This window comes from Thiohalocapsa marina (assembly GCF_008632335.1).
Classification (GTDB): domain Bacteria; phylum Pseudomonadota; class Gammaproteobacteria; order Chromatiales; family Chromatiaceae; genus Thiohalocapsa; species Thiohalocapsa marina.
Map to the genome: position 1 here is coordinate 98,741 of NZ_VWXX01000005.1, position 15,896 is coordinate 114,636.

General features: G+C 68.5%; 8 protein-coding genes. 5 read left to right on the plus strand and 3 right to left on the minus strand.

All coding sequences use genetic code 11. From position 1 onward, the window contains the following. Positions 1-54 precede the first annotated feature (54 nt). On the plus strand, positions 55-1,572 hold the full coding sequence (locus tag F2Q65_RS05645) for an amidohydrolase family protein (protein WP_150091283.1): 1,518 nt from the start codon (positions 55-57) through the stop codon (positions 1,570-1,572). On the opposite strand, the gene F2Q65_RS05650 is transcribed toward F2Q65_RS05645, so the two are convergent. The 3 genes from F2Q65_RS05650 to glgB are packed head-to-tail and all read right to left on the minus strand — an operon-like array spanning position 1,540 to position 7,137. Then, entirely contained in the window at positions 1,540-2,841 is a 1,302-nt protein-coding gene (locus tag F2Q65_RS05650; protein WP_150091285.1) for an alpha-amylase family glycosyl hydrolase, read from the minus strand. The two genes, F2Q65_RS05645 and F2Q65_RS05650, sit on opposite strands and share 33 nt — an antisense overlap. Positions 2,842-2,862: 21 nt before the next feature. Continuing rightward, positions 2,863-4,719, minus strand: a complete 1,857-nt coding sequence (locus tag F2Q65_RS05655; protein ID WP_150091287.1) for a glycogen synthase — start codon at positions 4,717-4,719, stop codon at positions 2,863-2,865. A gap of 24 nt (positions 4,720-4,743) precedes the next feature. Continuing rightward, a complete protein-coding gene (gene glgB / locus F2Q65_RS05660; protein ID WP_150091289.1) occupies positions 4,744-7,137 on the minus strand; it encodes a 1,4-alpha-glucan branching protein GlgB in 2,394 nt (797 codons plus the stop codon). A 267-nt stretch (positions 7,138-7,404) separates the two neighbouring features. Between glgB and F2Q65_RS05665 the strand changes: the two genes are divergently transcribed. The 4 genes from F2Q65_RS05665 (at position 7,405) to arsS (ending at position 15,860) form a co-directional block, all read left to right on the plus strand. Further along, the gene (locus F2Q65_RS05665; RefSeq protein WP_150091291.1) at positions 7,405-13,098 is read left to right on the plus strand and encodes an alpha-2-macroglobulin family protein; all 5,694 of its coding nucleotides are present in this window, start codon (positions 7,405-7,407) and stop codon (positions 13,096-13,098) included. Between the two features lie 151 nt (positions 13,099-13,249). Beyond that, positions 13,250-14,029, plus strand: coding sequence for a TIGR04283 family arsenosugar biosynthesis glycosyltransferase (locus tag F2Q65_RS05670; RefSeq protein ID WP_150091293.1), 780 nt, complete (start codon positions 13,250-13,252; stop codon positions 14,027-14,029). Further along, a complete protein-coding gene (locus tag F2Q65_RS05675; RefSeq protein ID WP_150091295.1) occupies positions 14,026-14,829 on the plus strand; it encodes a sterol desaturase family protein in 804 nt (267 codons plus the stop codon). The genes F2Q65_RS05670 and F2Q65_RS05675 overlap by 4 nt, the downstream gene beginning before the upstream one ends. Positions 14,830-14,879: 50 nt before the next feature. After that, entirely contained in the window at positions 14,880-15,860 is a 981-nt protein-coding gene (gene arsS / locus F2Q65_RS05680) for an arsenosugar biosynthesis radical SAM (seleno)protein ArsS (protein WP_150091297.1), read from the plus strand. The last annotated feature ends 36 nt before the right edge of the window (positions 15,861-15,896 follow it).

The following is a 15,896-nucleotide window of genomic DNA, read 5'->3' on the forward strand; positions in this document are numbered from 1 at the left end:
GACCGCGCCACGGGCCATGACAGGTTCGTCCTCGCACGTACTGCCCCGGCTGCAATGACCGATGCCGCGTCGACCCTGATCCTGGGTCATCTCATCCATCTGACCGGGCGACCATCACCGGCGGGGGCGGATGCCGCGCTGGAAGACATCGCCCACGGGGCGCTGGTCATCGACCCGACCGGGCGGATCGCCTGGAAGGGGGCACACCGGCAACTCCCGGAGCACTTTCGGGGCGTCCCGGTGGTGGACTATGGCGACGCCTTCGTGCTGCCCGGATTCATCGACACCCATCTGCACTTCGGCCAGGTCAACAGCCTGGCGGCCTGGGGCGGCGGGCGACTGCTGCAGTGGCTGGAGGCCTGCATCTTCCCGGCCGAGGCCCGCCTGCAGGACCCGCACCTGGCGGAGGCGGCCGCGACGGCATTCTGTCATCGCCTGGCAAGGGCCGGCACCACCACTGCGATGGTCATGGGGTCGCCCTTCCCCCAGGCCCAGGAGTGCCTGTTCCGGGCCTTCCACGCCAGCGGCCTCCGGGCCGTGATCGGGCGCGGCATCCAGACCACCGGGCCCGCGGCGGCGCGGCCACTGATGACCAGCGAGGCGGCGGCCCTGCAATTGACCGACGACGAAATCCGGCGCTGGCATCCGGCGGATGACGCCGCCCGGGCCCGTGCGCGGCTGCAGGTGGCCATCATGCCGCGCTTCAGCCTGTCGGTCACGCCGCAGACCCTGGCCGGCCTGGGAGAACTGTTTGACACCTGGCGCGACTGCGGGGTGTATTTTTCCACGCATCTGAGCGAGAACAACCATCCCGGCGACGGTGAGATCGCGCAGGTGTGCCGGCGCTTCGGCGTGGACTCCTACCTCGATACCTACGACGGCCGTTTCCTGCCCGGTAGCCGGGTGGGCGGCAGGAGCCTGCTGTCCCGACGCAGCGTGTTCGCCCATGCGGTGTACTGCAGCGACCGCGACCGCGAGCGCCTGCGGCTTGCCGGCGCGAGCATCGCGCATTGTCCGGTGAGCCAGCTGTTTCTGGGCAACGGCACCATGCCATGGCGCCGCACCGCCGCCAGCGGCGTCACCCTGGCGGTCGGTACCGATGTGGCCGCCGGCGATACCTGGTTCATCCCTGAGGTGCTCAACGCCTGCTACAAGGTGCATATCAGCGAGCCGGGAGACGCCGGCATCGCCCTGTCCCCGGCAGACCTGCTGTTCGCCGCCACCGTTGCCGGTGCGCGGGCCCTGGATCTGGAGGACCGGATCGGCAATCTGGATGTGGGACGCGAGGCCGATCTGGTGGTGCTGGACCCGCATCGACGGGAGATGCTGGCAAGTAATCTGGCCAGCACCAACCTGGCCAGCACCAATCTGGCCAGTCGCAGTCTGGCCGGTGACAGTCCGATCGGTAGCAGTCCGATCGGTGCAGGCGCCGCTGCGGATGAGCAACACATCCGTCGGGCCCGGTTGTTCAGGTTGCTGTTGCTGGCGCGGGAAACCGATGTCGCCGCAACCTGGGTGGCCGGGCGAAGGCTGGAGACCTCAGGGCCCCGGCTGCAGAACGGCGTCGGCTGAGACCAGGACCCGCGCCATGCCAGGTCCGAGCCAGAATTCGAACGGCGTCGGCAGGTCTTCCATCGGCCAGTCCGGCGACAGGTCCCGGATCGGGCCGGGGCTGTGGATCAGGTGGTGCAGGTTCTCGGTGTAGAAGCGCTGTCGGGTCCAGGGATCCCGGTTGAGTACCAGCAACGCCTGTCCGGGGCCATCGGCAGCCTGTTTGCGCAGCACCAGAATGGACGGGTCCGGGTAGTCCAGGCGGTCGATCGGGCCCTCGCCGGACAGCAGCGGCACGCGACGCTTGACGGCGTTCACCTGGCCGATGAAGCCGGTCAGGTCCAGGTTCGGCGTCTCCCAGTCGTCCGGCGTGGTGGCGACCACGTCCAGCCGCCGGCGAAAGCCGTACTCGAAGCCGATGGGGATCATCACGCCGCTGGCGAACAGCGCGGTGAACAGGTAGCGCTGGCGCAGGGCGTCGGCGTTGCCCTGGAACTCGTCGAACATCCGGCGCGTGTCATGACTTTCCGGAAAGCCGATGGACGGGGCGATGTGGCGCGTGGCCGCGTACTGCTCCAGTAGCCAGTCGCCGTGAAAGTCCCACCATTTGCTGCTGTTGAAGATGGCGTCGAAGCCGGCGGAGGCGGTCTCCCGGGTCTGCTCCGGCGAACAGCCCAGGGTCTCCGCCACGAACACCGTGTCCGGGTGGGCGGCGCGGATGTGCGTGATCAGCCGCCGCCAGAAGTCCGCAGGGATCTGGTAGGCCGCGTCACAGCGGAAACCGCGAAAGCCGAGACCCACCAGGTGTTCTACCATCCGCACGCAGTAGGCCAGCAGGCCGTCCGGGTGGTCGGGCTGCTGCAGCGCCCGGCGGTGGTCGAACTGCGCCAGGTCGCGCCAGACGACCTTGTTGCCGCTGTCCTCGATGCAGTACGGATGCGCAATGCGACCGCGCTCGCGCAGGAACCAGTCCGGATGCTGCTGCACCAGCGAGCTGTCATCGGCGCAATGGTTGATTACCAGATCGATCATCAGCGACAGGCCGCTGGCCTCGGCGCGCCGGGCCATGGCGCGCACCTGGGCCTTGGCGTCGTCGACGTCGGTGGTCTGCGACAAGGCCGGGTTGATGGCGAAGTAGTCGGCGATGGAGTAGAGGCTGCCGGAACGTCCGAGTTGCTGGATCGGGTTGACGAACACCCAGTCGAAGCCCATGGACGCCGCCCGCTCCAGGTGCGGCTGCCAGTGCTCGAATGGGCCGGCGAGAAGCGGAAACAGGTTGTAGACGTTCATGGGGTGTGTCGCGGGCGATTGCTAGCGGTTGCGGATGAAGTCGTAGATGTTCAGGTAATCCTGTCCGGGGCGATTCCAGGAATAGTCGCTGCGCATGGCGTTGCGGATCAGCTCGCGGAAGTGATCCGGGTACTGGTAGTAGCAGTCGATGGCGCGGCCCAGGGCCGATTCCAGACCCGCGGTGTCATAGTTGTCGAAGCGGTAGCCGTTGCGCTCGTGCAGCGGGCGATCGGAATGGTCCTTGTCGAACACAGTGTCTGCCAGGCCGCCGACGGTGCGCACCACCGGAATGGTGCCGTAGCGCAGCGCGATGAGCTGGGTCAGGCCGCAGGGCTCGAACTGGCTCGGCACCAGCATGACGTCGGCGCCGGCATAGATCAGGTGCGACAGGTCCTCGTCGAAGCCGATCTCCAGGTGACAGTCGGGGCTGTCGTTGAGCATGTGCTTCAGGCCCCAGAAGTCGTTGTTGATGCCCTGGTCCGGGCTCGAGCCCAGCAGCACGAACTGGGCGCCGCGCTCCAGGGCGTAGAAGATCGCATGGCGCACCAGCTCCAGGCCCTTTTGCGGATCCAGACGGCCGATGAAGGCGACGATGGGCTTCTCGTTGTCCGCCAGCATCAGCCGATGACGCAGGGCACGCTTGTTGTCGTACTTGGCGTCGATGTTGTCGACGCCGTAGCGCGTCGGCAGGTAATGGTCGACCTCGGGGTTCCAGACATCGTAGTCGATGCCGTTGACCACGCCGCCATACTTCATGTGATGGGTATGCAGGGTCGGCTCGAGGCCGAAGCCCTGGCCGCCGTCCTTGGTCTCGAAGGCATAGCGCGGCGAGACCGTGGTGACGAAGTTGGAATAGACGATGCCGCCCTTGAGGATGTTCAGTGCATTCTTGTGGTGGTTGTCGCCGAGGCGGTGCCAGTCGAAGTAGCGCTCCGGCTGGTGCAGGCCGGTGGCGCGCAGCAGCTCGCCGCCGGTGACGCCCTGATGCTTGAAGTTGTGTATGGTCAGGCAGGCACGCGGATGGGTCATGCCGAGCTGCTGATAGAACTCGTACAGGAACACCGGCGCCAGCGCGGTCTGCCAGTCGTGGCAATGGATGATGTCCGGATGCTTGCCGGCCTTCCAGAGGAACTCCATGGCCGCACGGGAGAAGAAGGCATAGCGCAGCACATCGTCGTTGAAGCCGTAGATGCTGCCGCGGTTGAAGAAGTTGTCGTGGGAGTGCGGCTCGATGAAGAAGCACTTGCGCCCATGCACGAAACCGAAGAACACCGTGCAGTGGATGGCCCCTTCGTACCAGGGCACCCAGAGGTCGCGATAGACCTCGTGCAGCTCGAAGATGTGGTCGTAACGCAGGGTGTCGTACTTGGGCAGGATGATCTCGACATGATTGCCGCGGATGGCCAGTTCGCGGCTCAGCCCGAAGACCACGTCGGCGAGGCCGCCCACCTTGGCGATAGGTGCCATCTCCGGCGTGATCTGCACGATGAACAGGCTCGGGCGATGCACAGGCTGCACCGTCTGCGGTGGCTCCGGATGCGGCTCAGGCTCAGGCTGGTAACCGGAGTCGGGCCGATGGGCGTAGCCTGCGTCGGACGTCGTCGCCGGCTCGGCAGTCACCGATGCGCCAGCCGTGGCTGTGTCCGGCCCCGCAGCCGGCGCTGCAGCCGGCGGAGTGCTGGCGAAGGAGACGACCAGCGGCCTGGGGCGAAGGGCCGCGGTCTCCTTGGGCGCTGGCGTCGTTGCGGTGGTGCGCATCGCGCCAGGGCCTTTGGTTTCGGCCTTGGGGGCGGTCTTGGGTTCGGCCTTGGCTCCGGCGGGGGGGCCAGACTTGGGTCCCGCCGCTGTCTTCTTCTTCGGGGTCGGCTTCTTTGCCATGATTCAGGATCCTGACGTTTCGGGTTATTCGCTCGGGGTGCCGTGACCGGCAGCTGCGCGGTGCAGGTTGGCGTCCTCGGGATCGCTGCCCTTGATGTCGGCGGCATCGACAGCATCCGGGGCAGCCGCGGGTTCCGCGGTCAGCGGCTTCAGGATGACGCCGGCCAGCGGCGGCAGGGTCAGCCGCAACGAGTTGGGGCGGTTCATCCAGTGCACGGGCTCGGTCTGCAACGGGACGCCGCTGTTGCCGAGGCCGCTGCCGCCGAATTCAGTCGCGTCCGAGTTGAAGATCTCCCGATAGGCGCCGGTGCCGGGCGTGCCCACGCGATAATCCTGGCGGGGTACCGGGGTGAAGTTCAGCACCACCAGCACGTGGTCGTCGGTGGCGGTCGTCCGGGACCCTGTGTCCGCGTCCGGATCTGCGTCGAGGGTTGTTTCAGGGGCGGATTCAATCGCGGGGGCCGCCGTGTCCGCGGGCAGGCGGCGCTGGAAGACCAGCACCGAGTTGTGCGCGTCGTGGCAGTCGATCCACTCGAAGCCCTGGTCGTCGAAATCCCGGCCATGCAGCGGTGGCTCGGCGCGGTAGAGCGCGTTCAGGGCCTGCACCAGGGCCCGGATGCCCTGGTGGAAGGGGTACTCCAGCACATACCAGTCCAGCACCCGGGTGCTGTCCCACTCGTCCCCCTGGCCGAACTCGCTGCCCATGAACAGCAGCTTCTTGCCTGGATGCGTGTACATGTAGGCATAGAGCAGCCGCAGGTTGGCGAAGCGCTGCCATTCGTCGCCGGGCATGCGGTACAGCAGCGAGCGCTTGCCGTGGGTGACCTCGTCGTGGGAGAAGGGCAGCAGGAAGTTCTCCGAGAACGCATACACCATGCTGAAGGTCAGGGCGTCCTGGTGATACTGACGGTGGATCGGATCGTTCTTGAAGTACTCCAGGGTGTCGTTCATCCAGCCCATGTTCCACTTCAGGTCGAAGCCGAGACCACCGACATAGGTCGGCCGGGTCACCTGCGGCCAGGAGGTGGATTCCTCCGCCATCACCAGGGCGCCGGGCACCTGGTCGTGCAGGACCTCGTTCAGCTCGCGCAGGAAGTCGATGGCCTCCAGGTTCTCGCGCCCGCCGTAGCGGTTCGGCAGCCAGTCGGTGCGCGAATAGTCCAGGTACAGCATCGACGCCACGGCATCCACCCGCAGGCCATCGATGTGGAATTCCTCCAGCCAGTACAGGGCGCTGGAGACGAGGAAGTTCTTCACCTCGTTGCGACCGAAGTTGAAGATCAGCGTCGACCAGTCCAGGTGCTCGCCCAGGCGCGGGTCCTCGTGTTCGAACAGCGCGGTGCCGTCGAAGCGGCCCAGGCCGTGGGCATCCTTCGGAAAGTGCGCCGGCACCCAGTCCAGGATCACGCCGATGCCGTTGGCGTGGCAGTGGTCCACCAGCCAGCGGAAGTCGTCCGGGCTGCCGAAGCGGCTGGTGGGGGCGTAATAACCGGTGGTCTGGTAGCCCCAGGACAGGTCGAACGGATGCTCGGTGACCGGCATCAGCTCGATGTGGGTGAAGCCCAGGTCGCGGACGTAGGCCACCAGGCGCTCGCCGAGTTCGCGGTAGTTCAGCATCTCGCCTTCGGGTCCGCGCTGCCAGGAGCCCAGGTGCACCTCGTAGATGCTCATGGGGCTGTGCTGCCAGTCGTGCCCGGCGCGCTGCTTCAGCCAGGCGTCGTCGTTCCAGCGGAAACGGCTCGGTGGCTCGACGATGGAGGCGGTGCTGGGCCGCACCTCGAACCGTCGACCATAGGGGTCGGATTTGAGCAGCAGGGCGCCATCGGCGGTGCGGATCTCGAACTTGTACAGCACACCGGGCGGCAGGTCGGGGATGAACAGCTCCCAGACGCCGTTGCCGTGCCGGCGCATCGGGTGGCAGCGGCCGTCCCAGTGGTTGAAGTCGCCGACCACGCTGACCCGCGAGGCATTGGGCGCCCAGACCGAGAACACCACCCCTGCGATGCCATCGGTCTCGTGTACGTGGGCGCCGAGCAGGCGGTAGGCATGCCAGTGCCGACCCTCGCCGAACAGGTGCATGTCGAAGTCGGGCAGTTGCGGCGCGAAGGCGTAGGGGTCGTGTCCGATGTGCTCGCGATGGTCGTCGTCGCGCCAGATCAGCCGATAGCGCTCGGGTACCGCCTCAGCCGGGCCGCGCCATTCGAACAGGTCCGTCCCCTCGATGCGGGTCATGGCGTGGTTGCCTTCGGCGATGGTCACCGTCTCCGCCCGCGGCAGGATGACCCGGACGCAGACCTCGCGGCTGTTCGCATGGCCGTGGCCATCTCCTGCCGGATGCCGACCAAGCCAGGCGAAGGGGTCGCCATGGGCGCCCTCGGCGAGTTGTCGCAGGGCGATGTCGAGCTGGTTCTGACGCATCCTCGTTACCTCTCGGGATTGGACCTGGCCGGGGCCGGCGACCTTGGGTGGTCGCACCGGCAAAAACAGTCTGGCCGCCATTATCGAACATATCGCTGCCGCGTGTGGAGCAAATACGGCAACCGAGGGGAGGGCCACCGCCGCGACCGGAAGGCGCCGTCCGACGGGCGTCAGGCCATGGCGCATGCGGATCGGTCGGCTACATCGTCTCCTGGACTCGCTTTCCGTCTACAATCAGCGCGAATAGCGTCAATGAGGAGCGTCGGCATGATCCCCGCCAAAGGTCTTTCCCGTCTGTTTCGGCTTGCACTTGTACCCGCTCTTGGATTGCTGGTGTGCTCGGGCTGGTCGTGCCTGTCCGTCGCGGCGCCGGCCGGTGCCGACCCTGACGCCGGCGCCGACCCCGGGCAACGGCGGCTGCTGATCATCGAAGGCGCGGACTATTTCGGCCGCGACTATGACACCCTGCGCGATGTGACCCTGGCGGATTGCGAGCAGGCCTGCCTTGCGGACAGCCGTTGCCAGGCCTTCACCTTCAATCGCAACGCCGGGTGGTGCTTCCTGAAGAGTGGCTACAGCGCGCTGCGGGCCTTCGACGGCGCGGTGTCCGGGCGCATTGTCACGGGCGATGCGCCGGATGACGCGGAGCAGGCGGCGCTGCGCCGCTCCGAACTGGCCTTTCTGCCGAGCAGCTATCGCGACGAGGCCGCCGACCTGAGACGACGGATCAGCAGCGCCGGCGATGGCGCCGATGGCAGCTTCGATCGTATCGTCGCCGACGCCCGCGCCGCCGCGCTGGCCGGCGATGCGCGGCGCGCGGCGGCGCTGTATCGCGTGGCGCTGCGTCTGGCGCCGGAGCAGTCCGCCCTCTGGCTGCGCCTGGCGGACGCGGCCATGGCGCTGAACAGCGACGACTGGCGCGAGCGCGGCCGGCTGCAGCAGGAGGCCACGGCCGCGGCCGTCAACGGCTATCTGCAGGCCGGCACCCTGCGCGAGCGGGCCGCGGCCCTGGCCAGCATCGGCCGCTCGCTGGAGCGCCGCTCGGCCTGGCGTCCGGCCATTCGCGCCGAGCGGGCCTCGCTGGCCCTGCTGGATGACGCCGAGTTGCGCGCCCATCTCGAGGCGCTGGTGGCCGAACACGGCTTTCGCGTGATTGGCCATGACGTCTCGTCGGATGCACGCGATCCGCGCATCTGCGTGCGCTTCTCCGATCCGCTGGCGCGCGAGGGGGTCAATCTGGCCGACTTCATCCAGCTCGATGATCCGGGCCTCGCGGTGGAACCGGAGGCCGAGCAGATCTGTATCGACGGTGTGCGCCACGGGCAGCGTTATGGCGTGACCGTGCGCGCCGGGTTGCCGGCCAACGACGGCGAGCGCCTGGCCCGGGCCGTTGAACTCGACATCTATGTCCGCGACCGCTCGCCGGCGGTGCGCTTTCCGGGGCGCGCCTATGTGCTGCCGAGCGGTGGCGAGGCGGCGCTGCCCATGATCACCGTCAACACGGGCCGGGTCGCGGCCGAGCTCTATCGCATCGGCGACCGCGCCCTGGGCGGCTTCGTTGCCAACGAGGAACTGCTGCAGCAGCTCTCGCAATATCAGATGGACGACATCGCCGAGCGCCGCGGCGAGCGGCTCTGGCGCGGCGAGATCGAGGTCCGTTCGGCGTTGAATCAGGAGATCACCACGGCGGTGCCGGTGGCAGGCCTGCTGGGTGCGGCCGACGTCAACACGGAGGCCGGTACGGAATCGAACAGGCTGGGGCCCGGCGTCTACGTGTTGAGCGCAAAGCCCGCGGACAGCCTGAATGACAGCACCCTGGCGACCCAATGGTTCGTGGTCTCCGATCTCGGCCTGACGGCGCTCCAGGGCAGCGACGGCCTGCACGCCCTGACCCGTTCCCTGTCCACGGCCGAGCCCGTGCCCGAGGTGCGGCTGCGGCTGGTCGCGCTCAATCAGCAGGTGCTCGGCGAGGCGGTCGCGGACGCGCAGGGCTATGCCCGCTTCGCCCCCGGGCTGCTGCGTGGGGAGGGCGGCAATGCCCCGGCCCTGCTGGTGGCCGAGGGCGCCGATGGCGACTATGGATTCCTCGATCTCAAGGGGGCACCCTTCGACCTCAGCGACCGTGGCGTCGACGGTCGCCCGGCGCCGAAGCCGCTGGATGTCTATCTGGTGGCCGAGCGCGGCATCTACCGCCCCGGCGAGACGGTGGCGCTGACGGCCCTGGTGCGTGACGCCAGGGCCCGGGCGGTGACGGATGTGCCGCTGACCCTCGTGGTCCAGCGCCCGGACGGGGTCGAGTTTCTGCGCCAGCAGGTGCAGGACCAGGGGCAGGGCGGTCGAGCCCTGGCCGTGACCTTGCTGCCGGATGCCATGCGCGGCACCTGGCAGGCGCGGGCCTACGCCGACCCCAAGGGCGAGGTGCTGGCGCAGACCGCCTTCCTGGTGGAGGACTTTTTGCCCGAGCGGCTGGACTTCGACCTGCACAGCAGCGCCGAGCGCATCGATCCGGCCGACCCGCCGAGCATCGACCTGGATGCGCGCTTCCTCTATGGCGCCCCGGCGGCCAATCTTGCGGTGGAGGGCGGCCTGCGCCTGGAGCCTGCCGACGGGCTCGCCGACTGGCCGGGCTGGCGCTTCGGCCTGGCCGATGAGGACATCGCCCCGCGCTTCGAGCCCATCCCGGGCACCGAGACCGATGACAGCGGTCATGCCCGGGTCGGCCTGGTGCTGCCGGACATGGCGCTGCCGAGCCGGCCGTTGCAGGCGGCCATCGATATCCGCGTGCTCGATGGCGGCGGCCGGCCCGTGGAGCGCGCGCTGACGCTGCCGCTGGCGGACCGGCGGCCCCGTATCGGCATCCGGCCGCTGTTCGATGGGGCAGTGGAGGAGGGTGGCAATGCCGGCTTTCAGGTGGTCGCCCTGGGCCCTGACGGCCAGCCCATGGCGCTGCCGGGTCTGCGCTGGACCCTGTCGCGGGTGCAGACCTCCTACCAGTGGTACCAGACCGATGGCGACTGGCGCTTCCAGCCCATCGTCAGCCGCCAACGGGTGGCCAGCGGCGCGCTGGATGCGATCGCCGACCTCGGCGCGAGCGACGCCAATCGCATCGAGGCCCGGGTGGACTGGGGCGGCTACGAGCTGCTGGTGAGCGCCGGCGAGGCGGCTGCCGACGGCGCTCTGGTGCCGGCCAGTGTCGGCTTCGAGGCCGGCTGGTACGTGGCGCCCAAGGCCTTCGACACGCCGGACGTGCTCAAGGTCTCGCTGGACAAGGCCGCCTACCGCGTCGGCGAGACGGCCCGCGTACGCCTGGAGCCGCGCTTCCCGGGTCTGGCCCTGGTGATGGTGGTGGACGAGGGTCTGATCGCCATGCAGCCCGTCGAGGTGCCCGAGGCGGGCGCCACGCTGGAGCTGCCGGTCACGGCAGACTGGGGACCGGGGGCCTATGTGACGGCGGTGCTCTATCGCGGCATGGATCTGGCCGCCAGGCGCATGCCCCGGCGCGCCATCGGCCTGCACTGGGCCGGCGTCGACCCCGGGCCGCGGCAACTGGATCTCAGGCTCGACGTGGTCGAGCGCAGCCGCCCGCGCGGTCCGCTCGATGTCGGGCTGGCCATCGACAACCTGGCGCCGGGCAGCGAGGCCTATGTCAGTGTCGCCGTGGTCGACAACGGCATCCTGAATCTGACCCGCTTCGAGCCCTGGGCGCCGGATGCCTGGTATTTCGGCCAGCGGCGGCTCGGCATGGCCATCCGCGACCTCTATGGCCGGCTCATCGACCGCATGCAGGGCGAGCCCGGACGCATCCGCTCCGGCGGCGATGCCTCGGCCATGCTGCAATTCGACGGGCCGCCGCCGAGCGAGGCCCTGGTGGCCTTCCACTCCGGCGTCCTGCGCGTCGATGCCGACGGCCGCGCCCGTTTCCCGGTGGACCTGCCGGACTTCAACGGCAGCCTGCGCGTCATGGCCATGGCCTGGTCCGCGGAGGGCGTTGGCCATGCCCATCAGGACGTGCTGGTGCGCGATCCGGTAGTGGTCTCGGCCGCGCTGCCGCGCTTCCTCGCCCCTGGCGACCGCTCGCGCATGCTGCTGGAGCTGGCGCATGTGGAGGGACCGGCGGGCGCCATGCAGCTCAGCGTCCAGTCGAGCGGTGGCGGCCTGCAGATCGAGGGCGCCGGCGCGCCGATCAGCGTCGATGTCCCGGAGGGCGGCCGTGCGCAGGTGAACCTGCCCATCGAGGCCACGGCGAGCGGTGACCAGATGCTCGCTATCGCGCTGACCACGCCGGACGGTCAGACCCTGACCAGGCAGCTCAGGCTCGGCGTGCGCAACCTGGAGCCCCCTGTGCAGGTCAGCAGCGCCCTTGTGCTCGCGCCGGGCGAGTCGCTGGAGATCAATGCCGAGCGCCTGACCCGGGACGGCTTCTTGCCAGGCACCGGCAGCTGGCTGGTCTCGGTGACGGGCGCCGGCGCCATCGATGTGCCCGGCCTGCTGCAGGCCCTGGACGCCTATCCCTATGGCTGTGTCGAGCAGGTCACGAGCCAGGCGCTGCCGCTGCTCTATCTGGACCAGGCGGCGCTGGACGTCGGGCTCGGCTGGATGACCGCCGTCGGCGGCGATACTGATGCCGCGAGCGCGAAGCCGATCCCCCAACGCATCGCCGAGGCCATCGCCCGCGTACTGGCCAACCAGTCCGCCAGCGGCAGCTTCGGCCTCTGGGGGCCGGGCGGCGGCAACCTCTGGCTCGACGCCTATGTGACCGACTTCCTGAGCCGCGCCCGGGAGCAGGGGCATGCGGTGCCCGCCACCGCCTTCGACCTGGCGCTGGACGGCCTGCGCAACCAGGTGGGCTACGCGCCGGACTTCCAGCAGGGTGGCGAGGGCATCGCCTATGCCCTCTATGTGCTGGCCCGCAACGGCCGCGTGGCCATCGGCGACCTGCGCTGGTACCAGGAGACCAGGCTCGATGCCTTTGCCACGCCCATGGCACGGGCCCAGCTCGGCGCCGCGCTGGCCCTCTATGGCGAGCGCGCGCGGGCGGCCATCGCCCTTCGCTCGGCCCTGGATCTCTGGCTGTCGCAGGACGACGACCAGGGCTGGCGCGAGGACTTCGGCTCGCACCTGCGCGATGGTGCCGCGCTGCTGACGCTGGCCGCGGAGACCGTTCCGGACGCCATCGATCTGGCCGACCTGGCGCGGCGCCTGGAGGCTGTGTCTCAGCAAGACCCCTACGCCAGCACCCAGGACCAGGCCTGGCTGCTGCTCGCCGCCCATGCGCTGATGCGCGGGGCCGCGCAGCCGCGCCTCGGCATCGACGGCGAGCCGCATGCAGGCCCCTTCTTCCGGCGCCTCGACGCGGATGATCTGGCCGCCGCGCCACTGCGTCTGCACAACGCCGGCAACCGACCGGTCACGGCCCTGGTCACCGCCCGTGGTGTGCCGCTGCAGCCGCCGCCGGCCGGCGGCAACGGCTATGTCATCGAGCGTGGCTACTACGACCTGGACGGTCGTCGCGTCGACCCGTCGCAAGTGGCACAGGGCGCCCGCCTGGTGGTCCTGCTCGGCATCCAGGGTGATGTCCGACAGGCAGCGCGACTCATCGTCAACGACCCGCTGCCCGCCGGCTTCGAGATCGACAACCCCAGCCTGATCGCCGCCGGTGCCGTGGACGGGCTGCCCTGGCTCAACGTGGTGGACCAGCCAGCACATCTGGCCTTCAGGGCGGAGCGCTTCGTCGCCGCGCTGGAACGCAGCAAGGACGATCCCGGCCGGTTCCAGCTCGCCTACGTGGTGCGCGCCGTCTCTCCCGGCCAGTTTGCCCATCCGCCCGCCACGGTGGAGGATATGTACCGTCCGGAGCGTCGCGCGCGTACGGATGCCGGCCGGGTCGAGATCACTCCGATTACAAGGCAGGAAAGCCAGCGCGGGGAGCATGAAGACCCCCGGCCAAGATCCGGGTCATGATTATTGGCCTCCTGGCCAAAAATCAGCACGCGATTCGAAGTTGCCGAGGCTGTGGCTCATGGTCCGCTCTGCTCGCAGGCTGGTTTTTTGTCACGATGGCCAATAGATCCGTGTTCTGAAGAATGTCGGTCAACTAGCAAAACCGCCGCCCATGCGCCTGTCCGTCATCATTCCGACCCGTGCCCTCGACGCCCGTGTCTTGCAGCATCTGACACGGGTGCGCGCTGCGCTGCCGACAGCGGAGATTCTGGTGGTCGAGCCGGAACAGCCGCGCGAGCCGCCGCACGCCGGGGGCCACCCGGATAGGGCCCCGAGCAGACAGCTGAGCCCGGAAACCATGGCTAGGAGCCCCGGCGCGATCGCGGCCCTGGACCTGAGGCGACTCACCGCCGAACGCGGGCGCGGCACCCAGTGTCGGGCCGGCGCCGAGTCCGCCGCCGGCAACCTGTTGCTCTTCCTGCACGACGACACGCGCCTGCCTGAAGATGCCGAGGCGGTCATTCGGCGCGCCTTCGAGGACCCCTCCATCGGGGCGGCCTGCTTCCGTCTTGCCTTCGATCGGCGCCACTGGCTGCTCGGCATCTACGGCTGGTTGTCGCGGTTCGAGACCCTGTTCACCACCTTCGGCGATCAGGCCATGGTGGTGCGCCGCGAACTCTATGACGCCGTCGGTGGCTTCCCCGACTGGCCGCTGTTCGAGGATGTCGAGCTCGCCCGGCGGTTGCGGCGTCGAACCCGGATCAGAAAACTGCCGCAGCGGGTGGTCACCTCGGCCGAACGCTTCGAGAAACGCGGCATGCTCCGCCAGCAGTTCGGCAACGGCTGGCTGATGCTGCGCTTCCTGCTCGGCGCATCGCCGACGCGTCTGGCGGCACACTACGAGGCCCAGCGCGCCGGCCAGACCCGGCAGACCGAAGGGGCGATCCCATGACCCCGGATCTCTGGGTGGGCCTGATCACCCTTGCGCTGTTGTTTCTGGCCGAAGGGATCGCGCCCTTCTACCTGGATCGCACCCATCGACTGCGGCATGGGGGTCGCAACCTGGCACTGGCGCTGGTCGGTGGAGGCATCGGCGCCGCCTTCGCGCCGGCCATGCTCTGGGCGATGCAGACCGCCGCAACCCAGGGCTGGGGGCTGGCCCATTGGCTCGCGCTGCCCACCTGGGCCGGCGCCCTGATCGCCTTCGTACTGTTCGATCTGTGGATGTACATCTGGCACCGGCTCAATCACCGGGTGCCGCTGCTGTGGCGCCTGCACCGCGTCCATCACAGCGATCCAGCCATGGACGCCACCACGGCGCTGCGCTTCCATCCCGGCGAGATCCTGATCTCCAGCCTGCTGAATCTACCGGTACTGATGCTGATCGGCATGACGCTGGACACACTGATTCTCTACAAGGCCGTGATGTTCGTCGTGATTCTGCTGCATCACAGCAATGTCGCGCTGTCGCCGGGGCTGGACCGCGCGCTGGGCCGGGTGTGTGTGCCGCCATCCATGCATCGCGTCCACCACTCGGATCGGCGCGCCGAGACCGACTCCAACTACGGTACCATCCTGCCGTACTGGGATCGGCTGTTCGGCAGTTACCGCCAACGCGCGGACCTGGCCGACATCCGTTTCGGCATGGGCCGCTTCGTCGAACCGCGCTGGCAGCGGTTGGCCGGGCTGCTGCAGATACCGCTGATCGGCAAGGACGATCCGCGCGCCCCCGCATACCCGGTCAACGACTGATTGCACCTGCTCGCACCATCAGGTCGCACCATCACCGCACGAGGCCCCCGATGCTTGCCACGCTGCCCCACCTGATACCCAGCGATTTTCCGGCCATCCGTCGCAAGAGGCTGAAGACGCTGCAACTCAACCTCGGCTACCGCTGCAACCAATCCTGCCTGCATTGCCATGTCGCGGCCGGGCCGAAGCGCGATGAAATGATGTCGCGCGAGACCATCGACCTGGTCATCGACCTGCTTGGCGACGGACGGATCGAGACGCTGGACCTCACCGGCGGCGCGCCGGAACTCAACCCCCATTTTCGTGACCTGGTCCGCGCCGCCCGCGCTCGTGGCGTGCGGGTCATGGACCGCTGCAACCTCAGCATCCTGTTCGAACCCGGTCAGGAGGGGCTTGCTGACTTCCTGGCCGCGCAGGCTGTCGAGGTGATTGCGTCGCTGCCGTGCTATCTGCAGGAGAATGTGGATGCGCAACGCGGCAAGGGGGTGTTCGATGCCAGCATCCGCGGTCTGAAACACCTGAATGCCCTTGGCTATGGGGCAGGTAACGGCGGGGCAGGTGACAGCGGCCTGATGCTGAGCCTGGTCTACAACCCCCAGGGCGCCGAACTGCCGCCGGGGCAGAATGAGCTCGAACGCGACTACCGCGCACGCCTCGCCCAGGACTACGGCATCCGTTTCGACCGCCTCTTCACCATCGCCAACATGCCCATCCAGCGCTTCGGCAGCAGCCTGCTGTCGAAGGGAGAGTTCCAGGACTACCTGCAACGGCTCAAGTCCGCGCACGAGCCGACGAACCTGGACGCGGTGATGTGCCGCGACCTGATCAGCGTTGATTGGAGCGGCTACCTCTACGACTGCGATTTCAACCAGATGCTGGATCTGGGGCTGGAAGACGGGCACGGGCAGCGGGTGCATCTGCGCGATCTGCTGATCGATACCCTGCCCGGGCAGCCGATCCGGGTGGCGGACCACTGCTATGGCTGCACCGCCGGGCAGGGGTCAAGCTGTTCCGGCGCCTTGGGCGCCTGAGCTGGTTGGCCGCTGGATCGGCAACTGGGTTGGGGG